Annotated in this window: 19 protein-coding genes and 1 other RNA gene; 13 read left to right on the top strand and 7 right to left on the bottom strand. The window is 62.3% G+C overall.

The window, feature by feature from the left end:
- Window positions 1–238 precede the first annotated feature (238 nt).
- The 5 genes from ACIQWO_RS01090 to ACIQWO_RS01070 all read left to right on the top strand — a co-directional run bounded on the left by ACIQWO_RS01090 (window position 239) and on the right by ACIQWO_RS01070 (window position 5,160).
- Window positions 239–1,363 carry a PQQ-dependent sugar dehydrogenase gene (locus tag ACIQWO_RS01090; protein ID WP_402821736.1) on the top strand — a complete coding sequence of 375 codons (1,125 nt, stop codon included), beginning with the start codon at window positions 239–241 and terminating at the stop codon, window positions 1,361–1,363.
- 183 nt (window positions 1,364–1,546) lie between these two features.
- A complete protein-coding gene (locus ACIQWO_RS01085) occupies window positions 1,547–2,359 on the top strand; it encodes a DUF4377 domain-containing protein (protein ID WP_402818090.1) in 813 nt (270 codons plus the stop codon).
- 9 nt (window positions 2,360–2,368) lie between these two features.
- A complete protein-coding gene (locus ACIQWO_RS01080) occupies window positions 2,369–2,818 on the top strand; it encodes a hypothetical protein (RefSeq protein ID WP_402818087.1) in 450 nt (149 codons plus the stop codon).
- A gap of 9 nt (window positions 2,819–2,827) precedes the next feature.
- A complete protein-coding gene (locus tag ACIQWO_RS01075) occupies window positions 2,828–3,763 on the top strand; it encodes a Rossmann-like and DUF2520 domain-containing protein (protein WP_402818084.1) in 936 nt (311 codons plus the stop codon).
- 218 nt (window positions 3,764–3,981) lie between these two features.
- Entirely contained in the window at window positions 3,982–5,160 is a 1,179-nt protein-coding gene (locus ACIQWO_RS01070) for a PA0069 family radical SAM protein (RefSeq protein WP_402818081.1), read from the top strand.
- Between the two features lie 9 nt (window positions 5,161–5,169).
- On the opposite strand, the gene ACIQWO_RS01065 is transcribed toward ACIQWO_RS01070, so the two are convergent.
- Window positions 5,170–5,658 carry an Lrp/AsnC ligand binding domain-containing protein gene (locus ACIQWO_RS01065; protein ID WP_039399452.1) on the bottom strand — a complete coding sequence of 163 codons (489 nt, stop codon included), beginning with the start codon at window positions 5,656–5,658 and terminating at the stop codon, window positions 5,170–5,172.
- A gap of 104 nt (window positions 5,659–5,762) precedes the next feature.
- On the opposite strand from ACIQWO_RS01065, the gene ACIQWO_RS01060 reads away from it, so the two are divergent.
- The 6 genes from ACIQWO_RS01060 (at window position 5,763) to ssrA (ending at window position 14,456) form a co-directional block, all read left to right on the top strand.
- On the top strand, window positions 5,763–7,049 hold the full coding sequence (locus tag ACIQWO_RS01060) for a D-amino acid dehydrogenase (protein ID WP_402818077.1): 1,287 nt from the start codon (window positions 5,763–5,765) through the stop codon (window positions 7,047–7,049).
- A 96-nt stretch (window positions 7,050–7,145) separates the two neighbouring features.
- On the top strand, window positions 7,146–8,279 hold the full coding sequence (gene ald, locus ACIQWO_RS01055; RefSeq protein WP_402818074.1) for an alanine dehydrogenase: 1,134 nt from the start codon (window positions 7,146–7,148) through the stop codon (window positions 8,277–8,279).
- Window positions 8,280–8,532: 253 nt separating this feature from the next.
- Window positions 8,533–9,228 carry a bifunctional 2-polyprenyl-6-hydroxyphenol methylase/3-demethylubiquinol 3-O-methyltransferase UbiG gene (gene ubiG, locus ACIQWO_RS01050; RefSeq protein ID WP_039399458.1) on the top strand — a complete coding sequence of 232 codons (696 nt, stop codon included), beginning with the start codon at window positions 8,533–8,535 and terminating at the stop codon, window positions 9,226–9,228.
- Between the two features lies 1 nt (window position 9,229).
- Window positions 9,230–9,952: an HAD-IA family hydrolase gene (locus tag ACIQWO_RS01045; protein WP_402818071.1), complete on the top strand. Its 723-nt coding sequence runs from the start codon at window positions 9,230–9,232 to the stop codon at window positions 9,950–9,952.
- Between the two features lie 117 nt (window positions 9,953–10,069).
- Window positions 10,070–14,056, top strand: a complete 3,987-nt coding sequence (locus tag ACIQWO_RS01040; protein ID WP_402818068.1) for a DUF748 domain-containing protein — start codon at window positions 10,070–10,072, stop codon at window positions 14,054–14,056.
- Window positions 14,057–14,086: 30 nt separating this feature from the next.
- Window positions 14,087–14,456, top strand: a transfer-messenger RNA (tmRNA) gene (gene ssrA, locus ACIQWO_RS01035).
- Between the two features lie 96 nt (window positions 14,457–14,552).
- Here ssrA and ACIQWO_RS01030 read toward each other — a convergent pair.
- Both ACIQWO_RS01030 and ACIQWO_RS01025 read right to left on the bottom strand, forming a co-directional pair.
- Window positions 14,553–15,632, bottom strand: a complete 1,080-nt coding sequence (locus ACIQWO_RS01030; RefSeq protein ID WP_402818065.1) for a linear amide C-N hydrolase — start codon at window positions 15,630–15,632, stop codon at window positions 14,553–14,555.
- A gap of 85 nt (window positions 15,633–15,717) precedes the next feature.
- Entirely contained in the window at window positions 15,718–16,317 is a 600-nt protein-coding gene (locus ACIQWO_RS01025) for a LysE family translocator (RefSeq protein ID WP_402818062.1), read from the bottom strand.
- Between the two features lie 328 nt (window positions 16,318–16,645).
- Between ACIQWO_RS01025 and ACIQWO_RS01020 the strand changes: the two genes are divergently transcribed.
- Window positions 16,646–17,545 carry a LysR substrate-binding domain-containing protein gene (locus ACIQWO_RS01020; RefSeq protein WP_402818059.1) on the top strand — a complete coding sequence of 300 codons (900 nt, stop codon included), beginning with the start codon at window positions 16,646–16,648 and terminating at the stop codon, window positions 17,543–17,545.
- A 79-nt stretch (window positions 17,546–17,624) separates the two neighbouring features.
- The gene (locus tag ACIQWO_RS01015; RefSeq protein ID WP_402818056.1) at window positions 17,625–18,917 is read left to right on the top strand and encodes an MFS transporter; all 1,293 of its coding nucleotides are present in this window, start codon (window positions 17,625–17,627) and stop codon (window positions 18,915–18,917) included.
- Window positions 18,918–18,933: 16 nt separating this feature from the next.
- On the opposite strand, the gene ACIQWO_RS01010 is transcribed toward ACIQWO_RS01015, so the two are convergent.
- The 4 genes from ACIQWO_RS01010 to ACIQWO_RS00995 form a co-directional block, all read right to left on the bottom strand.
- Window positions 18,934–19,401, bottom strand: coding sequence for a hypothetical protein (locus ACIQWO_RS01010; protein ID WP_402818053.1), 468 nt, complete (start codon window positions 19,399–19,401; stop codon window positions 18,934–18,936).
- A 131-nt stretch (window positions 19,402–19,532) separates the two neighbouring features.
- Window positions 19,533–20,939, bottom strand: a complete 1,407-nt coding sequence (locus ACIQWO_RS01005; RefSeq protein WP_402818050.1) for a c-type cytochrome — start codon at window positions 20,937–20,939, stop codon at window positions 19,533–19,535.
- 11 nt (window positions 20,940–20,950) lie between these two features.
- Window positions 20,951–22,726: a GMC family oxidoreductase gene (locus ACIQWO_RS01000; protein WP_039399470.1), complete on the bottom strand. Its 1,776-nt coding sequence runs from the start codon at window positions 22,724–22,726 to the stop codon at window positions 20,951–20,953.
- 3 nt (window positions 22,727–22,729) lie between these two features.
- A complete protein-coding gene (locus tag ACIQWO_RS00995) occupies window positions 22,730–23,449 on the bottom strand; it encodes a gluconate 2-dehydrogenase subunit 3 family protein (RefSeq protein WP_402818045.1) in 720 nt (239 codons plus the stop codon).
- Between the last annotated feature and the right edge of the window lie 317 nt (window positions 23,450–23,766).

Below are 23,766 nucleotides of genomic sequence, written 5' to 3'. Positions count from 1 at the left end.
AATCCAGAAGTGTTCGGACAGAAAACGCGTGATTATAGCGCAAAACCCTCGTCAAAACAAACACTTCGCCAAAGGGAAAGTACACTCCATTTAGGCACGCCTATATTAGAGGGCTTGTGCGGCGGTGCCGCGCCCCAATAACCGCTGGTCTACAATGCACGCATCCTTGGTGTGAAGCGAGCCCTGCATGCGACGATTTCCCGATGGATACTCATTCTCCTTCCTCCTGACATGGCCCATGCGGATTGCCGCGCGGGTGGTCATCCTAATCGGCACCGCGCTGGTCTGCACCCCACAATTGGCGACGGCGCGCGACGCCCTGCCCATCGAGCGCCTCTCGCTACCTCAGGGCTTCTACGTCGAAGTCCTTTCCGATCAGGTCCCCGGGGCCCGGGGCATGGCGCTAGGCCCAAAAGGCACGTTGTTCGTCGGTAGCCGGGCGCAAGGCAACGTCTACGCCATCACGCTCGATCCATCGCGCGCCTACGCGGCCAAAGTCCGTACAGTGGCGTCAGGCCTGAACATGCCCGTTGGCGTCGCGATGCGCAATGGCGCTTTATATGTCTCGGCCGTGTCGCGCATCGTCAGACTGGACGACATCGAGAACCATCTCGACAACCCCGGCAAACCGGCCGTCGTCTACGACAAGCTTCCCACCGAAAGCCACCACGGCTGGCGTTACATCGCCTTCGGTCCGGACCAGCGTCTGTATGTGGGGGTCGGCGCACCTTGCAATGTTTGCAAGCGCGACGAAAATCGTTACGCGATGATCGGCAGCATGAAGCCCGACGGTACGGACTGGCGGGTCGTCGCCCGCGGCGTGCGCAACACCGTGGGATTCGACTGGCAGCCTGGCACCAATACGCTATGGTTCACCGATAACGGTCGCGATCTGCTCGGCGACGATGTTCCCGACGACGAACTCAACCGGTTGACGCGCATGGGGGAGCATTTTGGGTTCCCGTACTGCCACGCCGGCGACGTCCCCGACCCCGACTTCGGTCGCGAAAAGCCGTGCCGCACTTTTTCGCCGCCCATGGCCAAACTGGGTGCCCACGTGGCCGCCCTCGGCATGCGCTTCTATACAGGCAAGCAGTTCCCGGACGATTTTCGCGGCAGCATCTTTATTGCTGAGCACGGTTCGTGGAATCGGAGCAGCAAAGTGGGATACCGGGTCGTTCGCGTGGTTCTGGACGCGAAAGGCAACGTCAGCAAGCAGGAAGTTTTTGCGCAGGGGTGGTTGGGGGACGACGAGGCCGTGTGGGGTCGCCCTGTCGACCTGCTAACCCTGCCGGACGGATCGCTCCTGATTAGCGACGACCATGCCGGAGCCATATATCGAATCACGTACCGAAAGCCATGAGGTCCCTCGATGACACATTTCATGCCAACGGGAAATATCATCAGAACTACGCAAGGAACTGACCCCTGGCCTGCCCGGTCAACAATGAATGGTACTCACGGCACCGCTAGAACACATCGCCCCACGTTCAGCGCGACGTTTTCGCCGTCCCTGCCCTCTCCGCAACTACGCCCATACAACATCATGACTCAACGCCTACTCTCGTTCCTGCCCTCATCGTTGACTTCGTATCTGGTGACGCTCCTCGTGCCTGCCGCCATGCTGGCCGGTTGTGCAGCGCCATCCGGTGGCGGTGCCAATCCCGCATCGGGTACGCCGGATAACACCGCAGCAGCGACCGCCCCTGCCGACATTCTCGGCACCTGGCAGTTGATGAAATGGGAAGGCACGAGCGACGCGCCGAACCTGCCGGAAGGCCGCACCATCAATCTGACGTTCAACGACAAAGGGGCTTATTCCGGCACCGGCGGCTGCAATCGCATCTTTGGGCAATATACGATCGGCCCCGGCAAGGGACAGCTCAGCATCCAATCCCCGGCGGCCACGCGCATGGCCTGCCCGGATTCGATGGCTTTCGAAGACCGCTATCTCAAGACGCTCGCGAGCATGACCCGCTTCGAACGCCGTGACACGCAATTGATCCTGAGCGCGCCGAACGGCCAGACACTCACCTATGCATCCCAAACGTTGCTCAATCGCACGGTGGCAGGTGCGAGCGGGGCGGCGAAGACGGAAGATCGCGTTCTCGACGTCGATTCGCAGATGGCGGACTGTGTCGGCGTGGCACCGCGCAAGTGCTTGCGTGTGCGCACCGCCGACGACTCCGGCAAATCGCAATGGGAACTCTGGTATGCCCACATCGATGGCTTCGAGTGGAAGCCCGGCGTAGAATACCGCGTGAAAATTCACGGTGAACCTGTCGCCAATCCGCCCGCTGACGCGTCGAGCATGCGCTGGACGCTCGTCGAAGTCATTCGGGAAACGCCTGCTCGATAACCATTCCAAATGAACGCAGTCGCTTACAAGTCCAAAACTCTGACCGCCGGTCTCGCCATGCTGTTCGGCACGCTCGGCCTGCATCGCTTCTATCTGTATGGCATGCGCGACCGCTTCGGCTGGGCCCACATTGTGGGCTCGGCATGCGGCGTAGCCGGCTGGGGACTTCTGGTGACGAGCGAACTGCATTCCCTCGCGGGATGGATACTCACGATTCTGGGTGCCATTTCGCTGTTTTCGGCGTTTCTCGCCGCGATCGTCTACGGCTTGCGTCCGGACGAGCGCTGGAACGCGCAGTTCAACACCCACGTCTCGAACAAGTCGCAGTCGGGATGGATCGCGGTCATCATCGTCAGCGTGTCGCTGTTTGTGGGCGCCATGCTGATGATGGTCGGTTTGGCCGTCGCATTTCAGACTTACTTTGAAATCCACGACACGCCGAATCGCTTGTCGCAGTAAAAACCGATCGTGACGCCCACTCCCACCGCCCCCTCCCATCGACCGACGCTGGGCTTCATCGGTGCCGGACGTGTGGCTCGCGCGCTCGCACAAGCCGCGACCCGCGCCGGATACGAAGTGACGATCGTTGCTAGCCGCCATATCGAAAGTGCGAGACGCATTGCGACGACCTTGCCCAATTGCGAGGCCCTCGCCATTGAACGTTCGGAGGACACGGGCGACGTCGTTTCGCGAGCCGATCTGGTCTTCCTCACGGTGCCTGACGACGCCATAGCGACTTGCGCTGCGCACCTCACGCCGCGAGCGGGACAGGCGCTGGTGCATTGCAGCGGCGCGTCCGAGGTTGGGTTGCTCGCGCCTGCGACGCGCGACGGCGGGCAAATTGGCGGCTTCCATCCGCTGTTTCTTTTTGCCGGACTCGACGACGATGCGAGCCGCCTGCAAGGGTGCGCCATCACCATCGAGGCCGAAGCGCCGCTGAACGACCTGCTTCAGCGTCTCGCGAGCGATATTGGCTGCCGCCCCTTGTCGATTCCGGCAGGCGAGCGCATGCGATACCACGCGGGCGCCAACTACGCCGCCAGTTTTCTGCTCTGCCTGCTCGACGAGGCGACTCACCTCTGGAATTCCATCGGCATGCCGGAGGGCGATGCGCAAGACGCTATGTGGCCGCTGGTCATGGGCACGCTCAACGCTGCGCGCGAACGCGGGCTCTCGGGCGCGCTTGCCGGACCGGTGTCGCGCGGCGACGCCAATATCGTTGCCCGCCACGTCGAAGCGCTCGCCACCATGGGCGGTAACCATGCAACGCTCTACTCGCTGCTGACCCTTCGCGCCATTCATCTGGCGCGTCAGCGTCCGAACCCGGACAACGCTGCCCTTGACGACATCGCACGGGCGATCGCGCCCTTTATCCCGCCGGTCTCCCCCGGAAGTCACACATAGCTTCAGCCACGCCTCGCAAAAGGCCCACCCTATCGCCGCGGCCCGGATCGTCAGCGCCGCCGGGCCGACCAGCGCCAGCGGAATACCGCTCACCCCATTCCCTCCATTCGCCATATCTCTCCTCCGCTCAAATACTGTATAAAAACACAGTATAATGACAAGCATTCCCTGCGGCTGCCCGATGGCCGTGACAGGGACAGCTCTTCAGGAGATGAGTCATGGCATCCTCATTCGCGCCGCCCCCGTCGCGTAAGGGCCGAGGCGCCACCGCCAATCTCGAATCGCGCTTTTCAGCGTTCCGTCGCGAGAGCGATGAGACCCGTCATGAATCGGACGCTGCCCAAGAATGCGAAGTCAAATTCGTGACCCAGGTCGCACTGGAAAATGCGAGAACGATCATCTCCCGCAACACTTCGGCGGACATCCCCTTCGATCGCTCGATCAATCCCTACCGTGGATGCGAGCACGGCTGCACCTATTGCTTTGCGCGCCCCACGCACGCCTACCTGGGACTCTCTCCGGGTCTGGACTTCGAGACCCGTTTGTACGCGAAACACAATGCGGCAGAGCGTCTTGACGTTGAGTTGCGCAAGCGCGGTTACCAACCCGCTTTACTTGCGCTCGGCGCAAACACGGACCCTTATCAGCCAATCGAGAGGGAATACGGGATCACGCGCAGCGTCCTGGAAGTGCTGGAGCGTTTTGGGCACCCTGTCGGCATCACCACCAAGTCGGCGCTCGTCACGCGCGATATCGACATTCTTTCGCGCATGGCCGAGCGAGGTCTTGCACGGGTCTTCATTTCGGTGGGAACGCTCGATGCGGATATCGCCCGCAAGATGGAACCGCGCGCGAATACGCCGTCGCGACGCATCGACGCCATCCGTAAGCTGACGGATGCGGGTATTCCGACAGGTGTCATCGTCGCGCCGATCGTGCCTGCGCTGACCGATTTCGATATCGAACGCGTGCTGACGACCGCAGCCGAAGCCGGCGCAACTTACGCTGCGTATGTGATGTTGCGGCTTCCCCGAGAAGTGCACGACGTCTTCGTCGAATGGCTGGAAGCCAATTACCCGTTGCGGGCACGCCACGTCATGAGTCTGATCGAGCAAGTGCGTGACGGAAAGCACAATAGCTCGGAGTTCGGTACACGGATGAAAGGCACCGGATTACACGCCGAATTGATTCGGCAGCGCTTTCACCTGGCGGCGCGCAAGTTGGGACTCAATCAGGCCAGACCGCCATTGAGAAACGATCAGTTCTGCGTCCCGGAATTGCCGTCACAGGCCGGTGACGGGAACGGGGCGAATCAAGGTCGGCGTGCGCGTCCTGACCGGCAAACCGCGAACAGCGGACCGGCGAACGCGGCAGATCCGCAAATGCCGCTTTTCTAGGCAATACGCTCACTCATCAACATGAACGGTGAGCGTTTCCTTGATCTCCTCCATGACGACGTAGCTTTTCGACTGCACGGCACCTGGCAGTTGAAGAAGAATGTCGCCCAGCAACTTCCGGTACTCGGACATCTCGCGGATGCGCGCCTTGATCAGATAGTCGAAATCCCCGGAAATCAGATGACATTCCATGACCTCCGGAATACGCAGCACCTCCCTGCGGAACTGATCGAACATGTTGCCGGATTTGTGATCGAGCGTGATTTCGACGAACACCAGCAGTGCCGCGCCCAAAGCCGCCGGATTGACGCGGGCGAAGTAGCCCATGATCACGCCGTCCCGCTCCATGCGTTTCACGCGCTCGATGCACGGCGTGATGGACAAACCGACCTGCTCCGACAGGTCCTTCATCGACATCCGTCCGTCCTGTTGGAGCAGCGTCAGGATACGTCGGTCGAGCCGGTCCAGTGTCCGGACGGATTGCTGCTGAACCCTCATGATTTTTTCCTGAATTCAGGCCATATACATTAACTAAACCTACGATTCCGAGAATAGCATGCGAATTATTACTGCATAACTATGGTTTTACAGGAGTCAACGCAATGAAGGTCATCGTTCTCGGCAGCGGCGTCATCGGCGTAACCAGCGCCTACTACCTGGCAAAGGCCGGGCATGACGTCACGGTGCTCGACCGTCAGGCAGGACCGGCGCTCGAAACCAGCTTCGGCAACGCTGGTCAGATTTCGCCCGGATACGCGTCCCCGTGGGCCGCACCGGGGATTCCGGCAAAGGCCGTCAAGTGGCTGTTCCAGAAACATGCACCGCTCGCCATTCGTCCGGACGGCACCCTCACGCAACTGAAGTGGCTCTATCAGATGCTGCGCAATTGCACGCCCGAGCGCTATTCCGTCAACAAGGAACGCATGGTGCGGATCGCCGAATACAGCCGCGACTGCTTCCGTGAGCTGCGCGCCGAGACCGGCATCGCCTACGAAGGCCGTCAGGCGGGCACGCTCCAATTGTTCCGGACCGACGATCAACTCGAGAACGCAGCACGCGATATCGCTGTGCTCGAAGAGGCTGGCGTGCCGTTCGAACTCCTGGACAGCAAAGCGCTCGCGACTGCAGAACCGGCGTTGGCGGCCGTGTCACACAAGCTGACCGGCGGCCTGCGTCTGCCGAACGACGAGACCGGCGACTGCCAGATGTTCACGACGCGTCTCGCGGCCATGGCCGAAGCGCTGGGCGTGAAATTCCGCTACGACATGCCGATCGACGGCCTGAACGTGGTCGGCGACAAGATTGAGGGCGTGGTTTGCGCCGGTTCGCTGCAACGTGCGGACGCGTATGTCGTTGCGCTGGGCTCGTACTCCACGCCGTTCCTGCGCGGGATCGTCGATATTCCGGTGTATCCGCTCAAGGGCTACTCGATTACCGTACCGATCGTCGATGCGTCGCGCGCCCCGGTTTCCACCATCCTGGATGAAACCTACAAGATCGCTGTGACGCGCTTCGACGACCGTATCCGCGTCGGCGGGATGGCAGAAGTCGTGGGTTACAACAAGCGCCTTAACCCGGCGCGCCGCGCCACGCTGGAGATGGTCGTGAACGATCTGTACCCGGGCGCAGGCAACACGGCGGAAGCGTCTTTCTGGACGGGCCTGCGTCCGATGACACCGGACGGCACGCCGATCGTCGGCGCGACGGCGTTGCGCAACCTGTTCCTGAATACCGGACACGGCACGCTCGGCTGGACGATGTCCTGCGGTTCGGGCCAACTGCTGGCCGACCTGATGTCGGGACGCCGCCCGGCCATTCTGGCCGACGATCTATCGGTGGCGCGCTACAGTGGCGCGTCCCATGCGCAGGCCGAACCGGCCTTCGCCTGATCTTCCAGACGGCACCTTCGGGTGCCGTTTTTGTTTGGGCATCACGTGTTGTCGAATTCGCTGTTCGTAGTCACATCACAACAAAGGAGACGCATCATGAAGATCGGTGTACCCAAGGAGATCAAGAACCACGAGTATCGCGTAGGCATGACGCCCGCAGCTGTACGCGAAGTGGTGGCACGCGGGCATGAGGTGTGGATCGAGACGCAAGCCGGTGAAGGCATCGGGATGGACGACACGGTCTATGCCGCCGCGGGTGCCCGCATCGCTGCCAACGCCGTAGACGTTTTCGATCGCGCCGAACTCATCGTCAAGGTCAAAGAGCCGCAGGCTGTCGAGCGCGCCAGACTGCGGCCTCATCACACGCTTTTCACGTATCTTCACCTCGCTCCCGATCCCGAGCAAACCAACGATTTGATCAAGAGCGGTGCCACGTGCATCGCGTACGAAACCGTGACGTCCGCAAATGGCGGCCTCCCGCTGCTCGCGCCCATGTCCGAAGTCGCAGGACGCATGTCCATCCAGGCTGGCGCAACCGCGCTTGAAAAAACGCACGGCGGGCTTGGCCTGCTGCTTTCGGGTGTGCCCGGCGTCGAGGCGGGCAAGGTCGTCATTCTCGGCGGCGGTGTCGTGGGTACGAATGCCGCGACCGTGGCCGTCGGCATCGGGGCGCAGGTCACGGTCATCGACAAGTCGGTAGACGCTTTACGACGCCTGAGCGCCCAGTTCGGGGGACGTGTGCAAACGGTCTATTCGACGCAGCACGCGATCGAAACGCATTTGCGCGATGCCGACCTGGTCATCGGTGGCGTCCTGATCCCGGGCGCCGCCGCACCCAAGCTCATCACACGGGCGATGCTGGGTCTGATGCGTAAGGGTGCCGTGATCGTGGACGTCGCCATCGATCAGGGCGGTTGCTGCGAGACGTCGCATGCGACGACACACGCTGACCCGGTCTACGTGGTGGAAGGCGTGGTGCACTACTGCGTCGCCAACATGCCGGGGGGCGTGCCGCGCACGTCGACCTTTGCACTCAACAACGTGACACTTCCGTTCATCCTGCAACTGGCCGATCACGGTGCCGTGGCCGCCATGCGCGCCGATCCGCATCTGCTGGCAGGACTGAACGTAGCACGTGGCATGGTGACGAACCACGGGGTAGCGGACGCGCTCGGACTCGTGTACCACGACCCACACGCCGTATTGGCGAACCTGCCGGCCGCCGCCTGAGCTTAGGCCGGACGGTGAGCGCCGTCGGGGTGACACGCGATGCTCGTCATCGGGCGTCACCCCGGCCCGACGCAACTCCACCGTCTGACCGCGCGCCGTACACCCCCGCCACGCCTTGCGCTTTGGACATGGGCGCACTCACTTCGTTATACTTCCTCCATCTCGACGGCGCCCGCCGACCAACCGGCATGGAGGGCACGCCCAGCCACTCGGCATTCCGCCTGCCCGAGCCGTCAACGTCTATGAGCAAGTGATGAACGCCGACCCGCAAGAACTCAATAAATTCAGTGAATTGGCCCACCGCTGGTGGGATCCGCACAGCGAATTCAAGCCGCTGCACGAGATCAACCCGTTGCGCCTCGACTGGATCGAACAGCACGTCCAACTGCAGGGCAAGCGCGTGCTCGACATCGGCTGCGGCGGCGGCATTCTGTCGGAATCGATGGCGCGTCAGGGTGCGCGCGTCAAAGGCATCGATCTGTCGAAAAAGGCGCTCGGGGTTGCCGATTTGCATAGCCTCGAAGCTGGCCTTTCCATCGAGTACGAAGAAATCGCCGCCGAAGCACTCGCTGCGCGTGACGCGGGTACGTATGACGTGGTGACCTGCATGGAAATGCTCGAACACGTGCCGTCGCCTGCGTCCATCGTCGCTGCGTGCGCGACGCTCGTGAAACCGGGCGGTCATGTGTTCTTTTCCACGCTCAATCGCAATCCGAAGGCATGGCTGCTCGCCGTGGTTGGCGCAGAGTACGTACTGCGGATGCTGCCGCGCGGCACGCATGATTACGCCAAGTTCATCCGCCCGTCGGAGCTGGCATCGTTCACCCGTGCGAGCGGCCTGACAATCCGCGACATGCGTGGCCTGACCTACAATCCGATCAGCAAACGTTACGCGATCAATCGCGATACCGACGTCAACTACATGGTCGCTTGCACCCGCGACGCCTGATATGTTCGAGCCCCCCGTCCGCGCCCCTTCCCCTCTCGACGCCACGTCAACGCTGTTGCACGGCGAGATTCGCGCTGTCCTGTTCGATCTGGACGGCACACTCGCCGACACGGCCCCCGATCTCGTCGCGGCGGTCAACAAGGTGCGTACCGATCGCGGTCTGCCGCCGGGCCCTTACGAGACGTTGCGCCTGCAAGCGTCACACGGTGCTCGCGGATTGATCGGCAGTGCGTTCGGCGTGCCCCCCGACGATGCCGCCTTCCCTGCCCTGAGAGACGCATTCCTTGCCAACTACGAAGCCGCGTTGTGCGTGCAAAGCCGCTTGTTCGAAGGCATTCCGGACTTGCTCGCTGCCTTGCGCGAACGTGGCATGCCGTGGGGCATTGTGACGAACAAGGCCGCGCGCCTGACCAATCCGCTAGTCAAGCTGATCGGACTCGCGGACGGCGCAGCCTGCGTTGTCTCGGGCGACACAACGCCGCATAGCAAGCCGCACCCTGCGCCCCTGCTCTACGCAGCCGAGTGTATTGGCATTGCGCCTGCCCATATCGTGTACGTTGGCGACGACCTTCGCGATGTGCAGGCTGGCAAGGCCGCCGGTATGGCGACGATTGCTGCGGCCTACGGTTATTGCGGCGACTCGCTCGCGCCTGCTCAGTGGCAGGCGGATGCTGTCGTCGAACGCGCGGGCGCGATCGCCCCGCTGGTGATGTCGCTGGCGTAAGCCATCGAACCTTCGCCCGCCAGGACGTCGCCGCGACACTCGCGGCGCGTTCTGGGAATGTCCCGCCGCGCCCCCGTGGCGTTGCGTATGCTTCACAGGCTACTTACGGGAGACCGCATGGCCGAGCAAGCGAACGATCGCGAATCCTCAAAAAATACCCCCGCAGGCGGCACCCGCCTGCAGCAAGGCCTCGCCCGCGCGCAAGCGCTTGGACGCGACCCGGACGTGCGCCGCCGCGCGCGCAAGACCGGGCTGTGGGCCGCAGGGATCATCGCCGTATTTGGTGTGGTCGGCTACTTCACGGTGCCGGCCGTACTTAAGCATTACGCCGTCGACAAGCTCTCCGCTTATCTCGAACGGCCGGTGAGCGTCGGCGACGTCAGTTTCAATCCCTATACGCTGCGTCTCGATCTGCGTCAGGTGCATATCGGCGACAAGACACCCGGCCAGCCGTTCGTCGATATCGGCGAATTGCGGGTGAACGCCTCGTGGAGCTCGCTGTTCCGCTTTGCCCCGGTAATCGGCGAGTTGTACGTCGACACCCCCGTCGTGAACATCGTGCGCACCGCGCCGCAGCGGTTCAACTTCTCGGACATCATCGATCGCGCGACGTCCGGTCCGCCCTCGCCCGAACCATCGAAGCCTGCGCGCTTTGCACTGAACAACGTGCAGATCAAGAACGGCACGATTCGCATCGACGACGCCTACCAGAACGAAAAGCACGTTGTCGACAACCTGCAGGTCGGCGTGCCATTCATTGCCAATCTGCCTGCCGACACCGATATCTTCGTACAGCCGCTGCTGCAGGCGTCCATCGACGGCTCGCCGCTGCACATCTCCGGACAGACCAAACCGTTTGCCGACTCACTCGAGTCGACCGTCGACATCAAACTCGACCGGCTCGACGTGCCGAAGTACCTCGGTTACGCCCCCATGACCGTTCCCGCGCAAATCAAGAGCGGTGCGGTCAGTACCGATCTGAAACTGCGATTTACGCGAGACAAGGACGGCAACCACGTAGTCCTGACGGGCACTGCGGGGTTGGCTGATGCGGTGATCAACGAAGCTAACGGCTCGCCGCTCGTTGCGGTCAAACAAATCGACGTCAAGCTGGGCAAAGTCGAGCCGCTGAGCAACATCTACCACGTCGACAGCGTACGGATCGATGGACTTGACCAGCACGTCACGATGGAAAAGGACGGATCGATCAACGTCGTAAAAGCCCTGCTGCCGCAACGGCCCGTGTTGAAGGCTGTCGGCAAAGCGGTCGACGAAGCGGCGGCATCGCCCAAGGCGAGCGAAGCGGCCAAGTCCGCACCGAAGGTCGCTGCCGAACAAACGGCCCGCCCCGCCACGCCCGCGTCGGCCGCTGAAGCGGCACAGGCGAAGGCTGCGGCCGCCGAGCAACCGTTGCCGCTCGACCTGCTCGTCGGCGAGGTTTCGCTGGTGAACAGCAAGCTGCGTTTCACCGATGAACGCGGTGCGAAACCCGCGAGCATTGCGCTGGAAAACGTCCAACTCGGCGTGAAACAGTTTTCGACGCTGGGTAAGGACCCCGCAACTTACGATGCGTCGCTAGGTATCCAAAGCGGTGGCTCGCTCAAGGCCCACGGTCAGTTCAGCCTGCCTGCGTATAACGCCAGCGGCGAACTGGACGCACAGTCGATTGCGCTCGCGCCGCTGCTGCCGTTTGCACAAGGCGCGCTCGCAGGCGACTTGAAGAGCGGCACGGTCGGTGCGCAAGCAACGTTCAATGCGGCGTTCGCCCCCGACAAGCAGCCCAATGTGCAGATCGCACCGGCGACAGCAACGCTTGAGAAGATCGAATGGCTGACCGGTCAGAAGGGCGATGCCCCGCTGAAGCTGGCCAAGGCACAGGCGAAGCTCTCGCACTTCGACCTCGGCGCCCGTCAGGCGGTCGTGGACGAAGTGACGGTCAGCGGATTGGACGTAGCCGCACGCCGCGACAAGGATGGCAAGATCAACCTGCTGGCGCTGACCGGCGACGGCCAGCCGAAGGCGTCCGCAAGCAACGGCAACGGGATCAACGCTCGTGTCGGCACCGAACGCGGTCGACGTACGTCTGCCAAAGCCCCCACATCGAGCACGCAAGCCGCGGCCGGATGGCAGTGGAAGGTCGGCAAGGTCTCGGTCGAGAACGCGAGCATCGGGTTTGAAGATCGCGCGGTCAAAGGCCGTCCGATCAATGCGAAGTTCGCGCCGCTCAACATCAAGGTCCAGGGCGCGTCGCAAGACATGACCAAGCCGTTGCAGCTTGAGGTGAACGGCACGCTTAACAAGAAGGGCTCGCTCAACGCGACGGGTAACGTCACGCCGCAGCCGTTGTCGGGCGATCTTCAAGTCAAAACCCAGCAGCTCGATCTCGCTGCGTTCGATTCGTACATGAGCGACGAACTGAACGCGAGCATCGCGAGCGCTCTGCTCTCCAGCAACGGACGCGCCACCTTCGCGATGAAGGGCGACACCCCGCAAGCGACGTATCGCGGTGATGCCACGCTTGGTAACGTACGCCTGCTCGACAAGGTGACGACAGACGACTTCGTGCGCTGGAATGCGTTGGCGGTGCAGCAGATCAATCTGGCGGTGGGCAGCGGCAAACCGAGCGTCCAGTTGGGCAGCATTGCGCTGTCGCGCTTTTACGCGCGTCTGATCATCAATGCGAACGGCCGCCTGAATCTGGCCGACGTGGTGGGCAATAACCAGGCGCCCCGCTCGCTCACCCGCGCCAATGAAGGCATACCGCTGGATGCGGCGTCCGCAGCAAAACCCCCGCTAGATGCGGCGGCTTCAGCCGTAGAGGCAGGACAGCCGACGGAGGTCGAGAAGAAGGAGCAATCGCCCGGCAAGACGACGGCCGAACGTGGCCCAGGCTACGGAACGGGCAAGGCGCTACCTGCGGACGTCCACATCGGACGTATCACCCTGCAAGGCGGCAACATCAACTTCACGGATAACTTCGTCAAGCCGAACTACACGGCCAATCTGACGGATATCGGCGGACGGATCGGTGCTTTTGGCACCGCCACCACCGAGCCTGCCGAAGTGGCGTTGCAGGGCAAGGTGAACCGCAACGCGCCGATCAATATCAACGGCAAGATCAACCCGCTGGCGCCGATGGCGTTCGTGGATCTCGGCGCGAAAGCGGACGGCATCGAGCTGACCAACCTCACGCCGTATTCCACGAAATACGCGGGCTACCCCATCGAAAAGGGCAAGCTCACGGTCGACGTGCACTATCTGCTCGATCAGGCGAAGCTCACGGCGAACAACCACATCTTCATCGACCAGTTGACGTTCGGTGACCGCGTGGAAAGCCCGACGGCGACCAACCTGCCGGTGCGTCTGGCCGTGTCGTTGCTAAAGAATTCGCGCGGTGAAATCGACGTCGACATTCCGATTTCCGGCTCGCTGGACGATCCGCAGTTCAGCCTCGGCGGCGTGATTTTCAGGGCGTTCGTGAATCTGATCGTCAAGGCAGCCACGGCACCGTTCAGCTTGTTGGCGTCCGCATTCGGCGGTGGCGAGCAGGAGCTGGGGTACGTTGAATTCGCCCCGGGGAGTGCACGGCTGTCGCCTGCCGACGAAAAGCGCCTCGAAACGCTGGTCAAGGCGCTGACCGATCGCGAAGCGCTGAAGCTAGACATCGTAGGTCGCGTAGACCCTGCCAAGGACACCGACGGCTTGCGTAGCGTGGCGGTCGAGCGCGCCATCAAGGCACAGAAGGTCAAGGCGATGGTCGGCAAGGGTGAGAGCATCGACGTCGACAGCATGACGGTGACGCCGGAGGAACGTAGCAAGTACCTCACTGCTGCCTACAAGGCGGCCGACTTCGCGAAGCCGCGCAACATGATCGGACTTACCAAGTCGCTGCCGGATGACGAGATGGAGAAGCTCATGGAGACGAACGTCAAGGTGAGCGACGACGATTTACGGGCGCTGGCAGAGCGTCGCGCCCAGCGGGTGCGGTCTTGGCTGGACGGCAAGATCGCGTCCGACCGGCTGTTTGTGGTGGCGCCGAAGCTGAACGCGGACGGCATCAAGGACAAGGGGGCTACGACACGTGTCGACTTCGCACTGAAGTGAGGCATTTGTGTCATAATCGACCATTCCACTGGGGCCGACATGGTTTCGACGTGGGTATAAAGCGATGCAGGGCATACCGAGGACCCGTCACCTCGTTAATCAATGGGAAAATCGTAACTGCAAACGACGATACGTTCGCACTGGCAGCCTAAGGGCCGCCGTCCTCTACCTAGTTCACTGACGGACTAGTGTCGCAAGACCGGTAGCAATACCGCCAGAGGTCATATACGTCAGTTAAGCCTTTGCGGCGTCACGACGCCAAGGTCGAAAATTTAGTGAATCGCTGTTGCGTAGCGTGTTCGTCCGCGACAAAACAGTTAAATCAAATGACTGAACTAAGTATGTAGAACTGGTCGTAGAGTGCTTGCGGACGCGGGTTCGATCCCCGCCGGCTCCACCAATATTCTGACTGTCGACGACAACGAAAGACGGTCAAACCCAAATGAAAACGGGCCTTCGGGCCCGTTTTTCATTTCTACCATCACCTAATCGGGTTTCACCCCGCCTTCCCCGACTTCAACCCAAGGAACGGGAACGGCGGTGCGACCTTGAAGCTGGCCGAGACTTCCCCGCTGAACGTGTTTCGCTGATCTTTCCCGAGATCCAAACGCTTGACTGGCGCACCAGCCGAAAAGTCGACCTTGTTGAGATCCACCCAGAACGTATTCGGCGTGAGCGCCGACTCGAAGAAATAGAGCATGCGCTTGTGATCGACGACCGTTCGCCAGCGCGTCGACGAGATATTCGGCTGGCCCGGCGTCGTAATGCCGAACGGCACCGACGCATTGCGAATCACGCCAAACATGCTCGCCAGCGCCTCCACCGGATCTTCGCTCTTCGGAATCGCATTGACGTAAAACGACGCCCGCGCAAAACGGTCCGACGCGCGGTTGGTCCCCGGCAGGAACGTCGTGCCGCCGATTTGCGTCCAGTACGCATTCAACGCAAGCTGCTCGTCGAACGTCGGCGAGTTTGTCATCACCTGATACTGCTTGCCGTGATGAATCACCTGCCGACCATTGATGTATTCGACGATGGCGCTATCCCCGGTCTTGTCCGACATCGACAGATGCAGTGTCGTGAGCCGATCCTCGCCCGGCACGTTATCCGACACAACCGTGAACGGCTCCTTCTCCAACGCCGAGACGGCCTCGGCGACCGTCGCGAAATTGTCCAGGACGTACTGCGCCCACGCGGCAATCGTCAAACCGGGTTTGGAATCCTTGTCGAACTTCGGATATTGCGACTCTACAAGCCACAACAGTTGCGCAGACAAACCCTTCTCGTTGACCCCATCGGTCGTCGACACGTCGTAACCGGTCGCCACGACACTGCCGTACTTCGCCGTCCAGCGGATGGAGTTGGGCCCGGCCTCCCCCGTACGTGCGATGCCCCGGGGCAGCACATACAGATTGGTCGCGACGTCCTGCTTCCAGTCCATCGAACGGGCAGTAATGACGTCGTCGTTCGCACCGAGATAGACCACACGGGTACAGGCCAGCGACGACAGGGGAGACAAGGCGAGCGTTGCCGCAGCAACGAGAGACGGCAACGTCCTGACGAACTTACGGGGCATGGCGATACCTCACATTGGGGGAAGGGTACGCAAGAACCGTCAGTATAACGATGGAATTAGCGACGGAATTACCGATGAAATCCCGTCACTCCACCAGAATCGGATACAACGAAGCGACGAGCAGCGCCGCGGCCACGCCGTTGAAGATACGCACTGAACGCGCGTCGGTCAGCACACGGCGCATCGCCACGCCGAATCCTGCCCACAGCCCGATGCAGGGCGCGCCGAGCATGCCGTAGATCACGGCGAGCAAAGCGACGTCGGGCAAATGCGACGCGTTGGGGAGATACGTGCTGATCGCGCCCACGGCCATCACCCACGCCTTCGGGTTCACCCACTGGAACGCCGCCGCGCCGATGAAGCCCATCGGGCGCTCGCGACCGCGCCGCTCGTCGTCCATCGGCCCCGAGCGCGCCAGATGCCATGCCAGCCACAGCAGATACGCCGCGCCAACGTACTTCAACACCGTATGGATGAGGGGGAAACGCACGAAAACCGTATGCAGACCGGCACCGGTCAGGAACACCATCAGCGCAAAGCCGAAGGCGATACCCGCGAGATGCGGCAGCGTGCGCACGAAGCCGTAATTCAGCCCCGAGGCGAGCACCATCATATTGTTGGGTCCGGGTGTCACCAAGGTGATGACAGCGAAGGCGCAGAAGGCCAGAAGTTGTTCGGTCGTCATAGTCGTCAATCTGAAACGCCGCGCCGGCGCCGCATTCTGCGAACACGCGAAAAAGACACGGTGTAACAGCATAGTCACGCGTACCACCGCACGCCCGATACACTTCACCGAATCCGCACGGGCCTGTACCGGTCGTACACCATGACAGTTGAGCCACGCGGCGCATGGCAATAGATTGCTCGACGTCACGCGACACCGTGAAATTCCGGCAAACGCCCCACACGCGGCAACGTCGTGCGAAAATCGACGGCATCCGAACGACCTCTCGAAGCCGTCGCCCTACGCCTCAGGCGCGTCAGGGCACCATCGAACGCTCGACACTGATTCCATGCCGCCACGTCTGCCACCGTTGTCCGCCCTGCGCCTGTTCGAAGCGGCGGGACGTCATCAGAGTTTCAAACGTGCCGCCGCCGAATTGCATCTCACCCCGAGTGCGGTCAGCCACGGCATCGTCGGACTGGAGCAGACGCTGGGCGTGGCGCTCTTCACGCGCTCGCCCCAAGGACTGACGCTCACGCCGGAGGGCGTGGACTATCTCGCGTACGTGACCGAGGCGTTCTCCCTGCTGCTCACCGGCACGCGACGTCTGCCAACCCCGGACGCCTCCCGCGCCATCGCCATCACCTGCGCCCCCACCCTCGCCTCACGCTGGCTGCTGCCGCGTCTGGACATGTTCATGCGTCGCATGCCGGGCGTCGACATCACGGTCGACACCTCGCGCCGTCAGGTCGGCTTTCCCACCGACGGCTTCGACTTCGCCATCCGTCTCTCTCGCGCGCCCGTCGCCAGCGACACGTGGCACCGCCTGTTCGGCGAACGGTTCGTTCCCGTGTGCAGCCCGGCCTATCTCGCGATGCACGCGCGTGAGGACGGCACCATCGATCTGCGCGAGGCGACGCGCATACATGTGAGCAGCGCAAGCGAAGACTGGCAGGTCTGGGTCGAAGGCGCAGGCATCGACGACTTCGACACCCGTGGTGGGCTGAGTTTCGACAGCATCCAACTGGCATTCGAAGCCGCCATGGCGGGCCTCGGCATCGTGATCGGGCGCCGCCCGCTGGTCGACGAATATCTCGCGAACGGCATCCTCGTTCCCGCCCACAACGTCACCACGCAATCGCAAGGCGCGTACTGGCTGATCAGCGCCCCCGACATCGAGCCGCACCCCGAATGTGTGGCGTTCCGCAACTGGGTCATCGAGCAGGCAGGCACCCATCAAGGTGAATAAAATTCACCTGTACGCTCACACAACTCCTTTGCCAGACGGAGACTTCATTGCGACACTTCGGTGAGGAGGATTCACCATCATGTCGCAAATTACCCCACCCGCATCGGCGTCGCTACAGGGACGCGTCACCCTCATCATCCTCGCAGGCGCGCTCGTACTCAGTGCCGCGATGGGTACGCGTCAGACGTTCGGTCTCTTCATCAATCCGTTTTCCTACGACCGCGGCGTGCCCGTCACGCTAGTCGCGTTCGCCATCGCCCTGCACAACCTCGTATGGGGCTTCGCGCAGCCGTTCGCGGGTGCGATGGCGGACCGTCATGGTCCGGCCCCTGTCGTCGCGTTCGGCGCTTTTGCCTTCGCCGCCGGACTCGCGATGGCTGCACTCGCACCATCCGGTGTCTGGCTCGTGATCGGGCTGGGTGTGCTCGTCGGCCTCGGCATCAGTTGCACGACGTTCGGTGTGATACTGCCTGCCGTGAGCCGTGCCGTCACGCCCGAGCGGCGCACGATGGCCATGGGACTCGTCAGCGCGGGCGGCTCGCTCGGACAGGTCGCCCTCGTGCCCGTCGCACAGGGGCTGCGCGAAACGTACGGTGTCTCCACGTCGCTCTTCGTCCTCGCCCTGGTGTTGTGCTGCGCCGCGCCGCTCGGCTTGTTCATGACGATGTCCCGTCGCAGCAAGCCCACGCCCGGCAACACCGCCCCCACCCCAACGGCCCAACCGACCAAATCGGACGACGGCGAGCACCTGTCGCTGCGCGAAGTCCTTCGGCAGGCCCGCTCGCATCGCGGTTACCAACTACTGACGCTCGGCTTCTTCACCTGCGGCTTCCAGCTCGCGTTCATCGCAACGCACTTGCCCGGCTATCTGCTGATGTGCCACATGCCCGTCGGGCTCGGCGCGACGGCGCTCGCGCTGATCGGTCTGTTCAACATGCTGGGAAGTTGGGCCTGCGGCTGGCTCGGCGGACGGTACCGTCAGCACCATGTGCTCGGCTGGCTCTATCTCGTGCGTGGCGCGGCCATCGCCCTCTTTTTCGTGCTGCCGAAAACCGATACAAGTGTCGTGATCTTTGCGGCCGTCATGGGCCTGACGTGGCTGGGCACCGTGCCGCTCACCAGCGGTCTGGTGGCAAAGGTGTTCGGCACGCGGCATCTGGGTACGCTCTTCGGCGTGTGCTTCATGAGCCATCAGGTCGGCTCGTTTCTCGGCGCGTGGCTGGGCGGATTCGTGCTCGACGTCACCGGGTCCTACAACCTAATCTGGGCCGCAACGGCGATTCTCGGTGCGGTCGCCGCGGCGCTTCACTTCCCGATCAACGACGAAAGTATTGTGCCGCCGCTTCGCCAGCCGATGCCCGCGAACGCATAAGCGCCCGCGCGAAGCCTTAGAGCCGGTGCGCGTTCGCGAGACGGAAAATCTTCGTCCAGCGTTGCGCGAGCGCGCGGCCCGGCATCGGCACACGCCAACTCGGCTGCGCGTTGTGCGCGAGTTCGAGCGTCAGCGACCAACGTCCGCCCTCGTTCACCGGATGGGCGGACGTCACATCCGAAAACACGAAGCGCGTCTCGTGACCGTCCACGCGTAGCGTCCCCATCTTGCGGTCAGCGTCGAGCGTGAGTTCACCCCACTCGCCCGACACGCTCACCAGACGCTTGCCGTCACGCCGCACACCATGCACCGCGCGATAGCGGCGCACCGCGTCGACCATCAGCCACACCACGATCAGTACGCAGACGACGATCGTCGCCACCGCCGCGAGCGTACCGAAGCGCAACGCCACAGCCGCGTACAGACGCACTGCGCCATACACAATGCCCGCCAGTACGACGAGCGCCAATAGAATGAACGGCACGCGTGCCTCCCTGCATCCAGAAAGAAAAGCCCCGCCGACAGACTTGCCCGGCGGGGCTTCATTTCATCACAAGCGCGGTATCCGTGCCGACGTGAATCGGCACGTCACCGCAACCCGCACCACCTGAACGATCAACGCTGCGGTTGCGGCGCGGCGGCGACGTCCTTACGCACCTTGGCCACTTGCGCGGACGTCACAGCCGGGGCCTTGTTACCCCAGCTCGAACGCACGAACGTGAGCACGTCGGCCACATCCTGGTCGGTCAGACGGTCGTCGAAGCCCGGCATCGCGTAGTGCGTCGGGGCCGACTTCGTCGAGGGCATCTCCGCCCCGCGCAGCACGATGTGGATGAGCGAAGTCGGATCGACCGAGTTCACCGTCGAGCTGAGCGCCAGCGTCGGGAAGGTCTGCGTGTAGCCCTTGCCCGTGCTGCGGTGGCACGCCGCACAGTTGTCGAGGAACGTGAGCGCACCGTTGCTCTTGTCCGACCCCACACGCAACGCCTTTGCAGCGGTGTCGTCGTACGCGAGCGCCTTGGCGTTCGGATCGACCGGCTTAAGCGTCTTCAGATACTTCGCAATCGCTGCGAGATCGTCGTCGCTCATGTGCTGAGTGCTGTGCTGCACCACGTCCGTCATGCCGCCGAACACGGCGGAATGGTCGTTACGTCCCGACTTGAGGAACGCCGTGATGTCGCCTTCGCTCCAGTTGCCCAGACCGTCCGTCACATCGCCACGCAGATTCTTCGCGAGGAAGTTGTCGACCACGCCGCCCGACAGAAACGCCGTGCTGTCGTCGGTCAGCGCCTTCTCCTGCAGCGCAAAGCCGCGCGGCGTGTGGCAGGCACTGCAATGCGCGAGGCCTTCGACGAGATAGCGTCCGCGCGAGATTGGATCGTTATCGGTCGATGCCACATCGGCGACTACAGCGGGGGCGAACATCTTGCGCCAGAGCGACAACGGCCAGCGCATCGACATCGGCCACGGGATATCCGTCGCCTTGTTCGCCTGCGCGACCGGCTGCACGCCGTTCATGAAGTACGCGTACAGCGCCTTCACATCTGCCGGACGCACCTTCGCATACGACGTGTACGGCATGGCGGGATACAACGTCGAGCCATTCTTCGCGATCCCGTGACGCACCGCTTTGTCGAAGTCTTCGAGGCTGTAGTTGCCGATACCGGTGTCTTTGTCCGGTGTGATGTTCGTCGAGTAGATCGTGCCGATCGGCGACGCAATCGGCAGACCACCCGCGAACGGCTTGCCCTTGGGTGCCGTGTGACATGCCGCGCAATCTGCGGCGCGCGCAAGGTATTCGCCCTGCTTGAGCAATTGCGCCTGCGGGTCGTTGGCGGCCGGTGTCTGCGGCGCGCTACCGCCTTCCACTGCCACGGCGGGCACAGCAGGCGTGGGCACCGGGGAGACGGCAGCGCCGGAGGGCGCGGCCGCGTTCTGCGCCCAGACAGCAACGGCCGCGAGCGCCAGCGCACCGGCAGCGACCACGCCAGCGGAGCGTTTCATCATCGTTTTGCGGATCATGGTTGCGCTCCTCAGGCCTGAACCAGCGGGCCGGCGTTCTTGAGGTACTGCTCGCGAATTGCCTTCGCGGACCAGTACGCCAGCGCCGCCACCACGCCCGTGGGGTTGTAACCCATGTTCTGCGGGAACGCCGAAGCTCCCATCACGAACACGTTGGAGACGTCCCAGCTCTGCAGATACTTGTTGACCACGCTGTTCGACGGGTTCGTGCCCATGATGGCGCCGCCCGTGGTGTGCGTGCTCTGATAGATCCGCGTGTCGTAATGCGTGCCCTTCTTGCGAATGGCGCGGAATACCTTCTCGGGATTCATCGCGCGGCCGACTTCTTCCATCCGGTCGCCCATGTAGCCGAGCATGTTGTATTCGTTGTCGTGCCAGTCGAATGTCATGCGCAGCAGCGGCACACCATAGGCGTCCTTGTAGGTCGGGTCGAGATCGAGACACGCATCGCGATACGACATGACCGAACCGGAAATGCCGATCGTCATGTAACGCTGATATGCGTCGGCAATCCCCGCCTTCCATTTGCTGCCCCACGCCGGTGTGCCCGGCACGGTCGGCGTCATCTTGATCGGACGTCCACCGTAACGAATGTGACGAATGCTCGCCCCGCCGACGAAGCCGAGCGGTCCGTGATCGAACTGGTCGCCGTTCAGGTCGTCCATCGACACGCCGCCTGCGCCCGTGCCGACGAACGGGTTGAGCTGCGTGCCCTTGGGCAGCAGCACGTTCACCGCGCCGTTCATCTGGTACGCGTAGTTCTTGCCGACCACGCCCTCGCCCGTCTTCGGGTCGTACGGCTTGCCGATGCCCGAGAGCAACAGCAAACGCACGTTGTGCATCTGATACGCCGCCATGATCACGAGGTCGGCAGGCTGCTCGACTTCACGGCCTTGCGCGTCGATGTAGGTAACGCCGGTCGCCTTCTTGCCGTCGCTGTCGAGATTGACCTTGATGACGTACGAATGCGTACGCAACTCGAAATTCGGCTTCTTGAGCAGCACCGGCAGAATGGTCGTCTGCGGCGATGCCTTCGAATACATGTAGCAACCGTAGTTCTCGCAGAACCCGCAGAAGTTGCACGGCCCGAGGCGCACGCCGTACGGATTCGTGTACGGCTCGGACGTGTTCGCGGCCGGTGCGGGGTACGGATTGAAACCCACTTCGCGTGCGGCCTTCTCGAAAAGCTGCGCACCGTAGGTGTTTTGTAGCGGCGGCGTCGGAAACTCGCTCGAACGCGCGCCTTCGCGCGGATTGCCGCCCGGCACGATCTTGCCGTTCAGGTTGCCCGCCTTACCCGACGTACCGAACACTTTTTCGGCGAAGTCGAAGTGCGGCTCCAGTTCTTCGTAGCTCACGCCGAAGTCCTGAATCGTCATGCCTTCGGGGATGAACTTCTTGCCGTAGCGCTCTTCGTAATGACTGCGCAGCTTCAGCTCTTCCGGCAGGATCCGGTAATGCATGCCGTTCCAGTGAAAGCCTGCGCCGCCCACACCGTTGCCCAGCAGGAACGAGCCGTTTTGACGGTACGGCACTGCGAGATCGTCGGGTGTGTGGCGAATCGTGACGGTCTCACGCGCAAGCTCCTGAAAGAGCTTGCCGCGCACGGAATATTCGAGTTCGTCGATGACTTTGGGGTACTGCGCGTCGGTAGGCGTGTCGCGCATCGCGCCACGCTCAAGGGCGACGACATTGAGTCCGGCGTCGGTCAGTTCCTGGCCGAGAATAGCCCCGGTCCAGCCGAAGCCCACGATGACGGCGTCGACCTTATCTTTCTTGATTGCCATGAGTTAGCCCCGCTTTCCGGAAATCGACACGGGCCCGTACGGGTATTTGACGTTGGGCTGATCCGCCCAGTCCATGAAGTCGGCGCGTGCGCCCGGGAAGCCCACAAGCTTCCAGCCGACCATGTCCTTGTTGCCGCCGTGGATCGGGTCCGAGAGGAACCCTTCCTTCGTGTTGGCCAGCAAGTAGGAGAAGAACGTGCGCGCGGGCACTGCGTCGAATTCGATCTTCGCGTGCTCCAGATCGCCGAGTACGGCTTCCTGCGTCGTGTGATCGAGATCGGCAAACGCTTTGTTGTACTGCTTCTTGCAGTGCGCGTCGCAGGCGGCAATGCCGTGGCGATAGATGTCGCGCGGCACAAGGCTCAGTTGGTAGCCCATCTCGGGCGGCTGGTCGGTGTGGAACGGCCCCTGCATGTACCAGAGCTTGCCGTGACCGAACGGCGTTTCCATCTGGCCGTCGATAAACTTCGGCACGTCGGCCTGCAACGCGCCCGGACCGAGATCGTCAGCAGGAATCAGACGGTCGACGGCAGCGTTGACGAAACGCCATTCGTCGGCAGTGAAGTATTTGGGTTCGTAAGCTTGGCCTGAGGCGGCGGGCGCAGCGGACTGGCTGCTGCAGGCGGACTGTGTGAGCGTCGCACCGGTGGCGAGGGTCGTGGCAGGCACGATCGCCAGCACCTGGCGCAAAAAGCGCCGGCGCGGTTCCTTGTCCTGTGACATGGAGTTCTCCGTTTTGTGGGGGACGAATCACGCATGACAGTCAAGCGGGGGCGAGCCATGCGTGAAGAAAACCTGACAGGCTATTCACCTCGCGTAGCGCTATTAACAACGCGGCCATTCTACTGACAAGTTCCCTACATGGCAAAGAAAGAGATTGTTGCGTCAATCGCGCAACTTATTGATTAAAAAGGCTTGCGGATAATTAAAATATTTACTATTACGCGTGCGCGCAGGGTTTCGCCAAGCAAAATATGCGGCGAAATTTGCATGCGATCCGAGAGGATTTGCGAGGCCCGAAATTCGGTGAATACGATGCG

The sequence above is a fragment of the Pandoraea sp. NPDC090278 genome (assembly GCF_044772185.1).
Lineage (GTDB): Bacteria > Pseudomonadota > Gammaproteobacteria > Burkholderiales > Burkholderiaceae > Pandoraea.
The sequence above is the reverse complement of the archived record's forward strand: the minus strand, read 5'-3'. Positions and strand labels throughout refer to the sequence as shown.

What these genes read in the sequence shown, in the direction of transcription:
- ACIQWO_RS01090 (WP_402821736.1), top strand. Translation starts at nt 239, where the DNA reads ATGCGGATTGCCGCGCGGGTGGTCATCCTAATCGGCACCGCGCTGGTC.
- ACIQWO_RS01085 (WP_402818090.1), top strand. Translation starts at nt 1,547, where the DNA reads ATGACTCAACGCCTACTCTCGTTCCTGCCCTCATCGTTGACTTCGTAT.
- ACIQWO_RS01080 (WP_402818087.1), top strand. Translation starts at nt 2,369, where the DNA reads ATGAACGCAGTCGCTTACAAGTCCAAAACTCTGACCGCCGGTCTCGCC.
- ACIQWO_RS01070 (WP_402818081.1), top strand. Translation starts at nt 3,982, where the DNA reads ATGGCATCCTCATTCGCGCCGCCCCCGTCGCGTAAGGGCCGAGGCGCC.
- ACIQWO_RS01065 (WP_039399452.1), bottom strand. Translation starts at nt 5,658, where the DNA reads ATGAGGGTTCAGCAGCAATCCGTCCGGACACTGGACCGGCTCGACCGA.
- ACIQWO_RS01060 (WP_402818077.1), top strand. Translation starts at nt 5,763, where the DNA reads ATGAAGGTCATCGTTCTCGGCAGCGGCGTCATCGGCGTAACCAGCGCC.
- ald (WP_402818074.1), top strand. Translation starts at nt 7,146, where the DNA reads ATGAAGATCGGTGTACCCAAGGAGATCAAGAACCACGAGTATCGCGTA.
- ubiG (WP_039399458.1), top strand. Translation starts at nt 8,533, where the DNA reads ATGAACGCCGACCCGCAAGAACTCAATAAATTCAGTGAATTGGCCCAC.
- ACIQWO_RS01045 (WP_402818071.1), top strand. Translation starts at nt 9,230, where the DNA reads ATGTTCGAGCCCCCCGTCCGCGCCCCTTCCCCTCTCGACGCCACGTCA.
- ACIQWO_RS01040 (WP_402818068.1), top strand. Translation starts at nt 10,070, where the DNA reads ATGGCCGAGCAAGCGAACGATCGCGAATCCTCAAAAAATACCCCCGCA.
- ACIQWO_RS01030 (WP_402818065.1), bottom strand. Translation starts at nt 15,632, where the DNA reads ATGCCCCGTAAGTTCGTCAGGACGTTGCCGTCTCTCGTTGCTGCGGCA.
- ACIQWO_RS01025 (WP_402818062.1), bottom strand. Translation starts at nt 16,317, where the DNA reads ATGACGACCGAACAACTTCTGGCCTTCTGCGCCTTCGCTGTCATCACC.
- ACIQWO_RS01020 (WP_402818059.1), top strand. Translation starts at nt 16,646, where the DNA reads ATGCCGCCACGTCTGCCACCGTTGTCCGCCCTGCGCCTGTTCGAAGCG.
- ACIQWO_RS01015 (WP_402818056.1), top strand. Translation starts at nt 17,625, where the DNA reads ATGTCGCAAATTACCCCACCCGCATCGGCGTCGCTACAGGGACGCGTC.
- ACIQWO_RS01005 (WP_402818050.1), bottom strand. Translation starts at nt 20,939, where the DNA reads ATGATCCGCAAAACGATGATGAAACGCTCCGCTGGCGTGGTCGCTGCC.
- ACIQWO_RS01000 (WP_039399470.1), bottom strand. Translation starts at nt 22,726, where the DNA reads ATGGCAATCAAGAAAGATAAGGTCGACGCCGTCATCGTGGGCTTCGGC.
- ACIQWO_RS00995 (WP_402818045.1), bottom strand. Translation starts at nt 23,449, where the DNA reads ATGTCACAGGACAAGGAACCGCGCCGGCGCTTTTTGCGCCAGGTGCTG.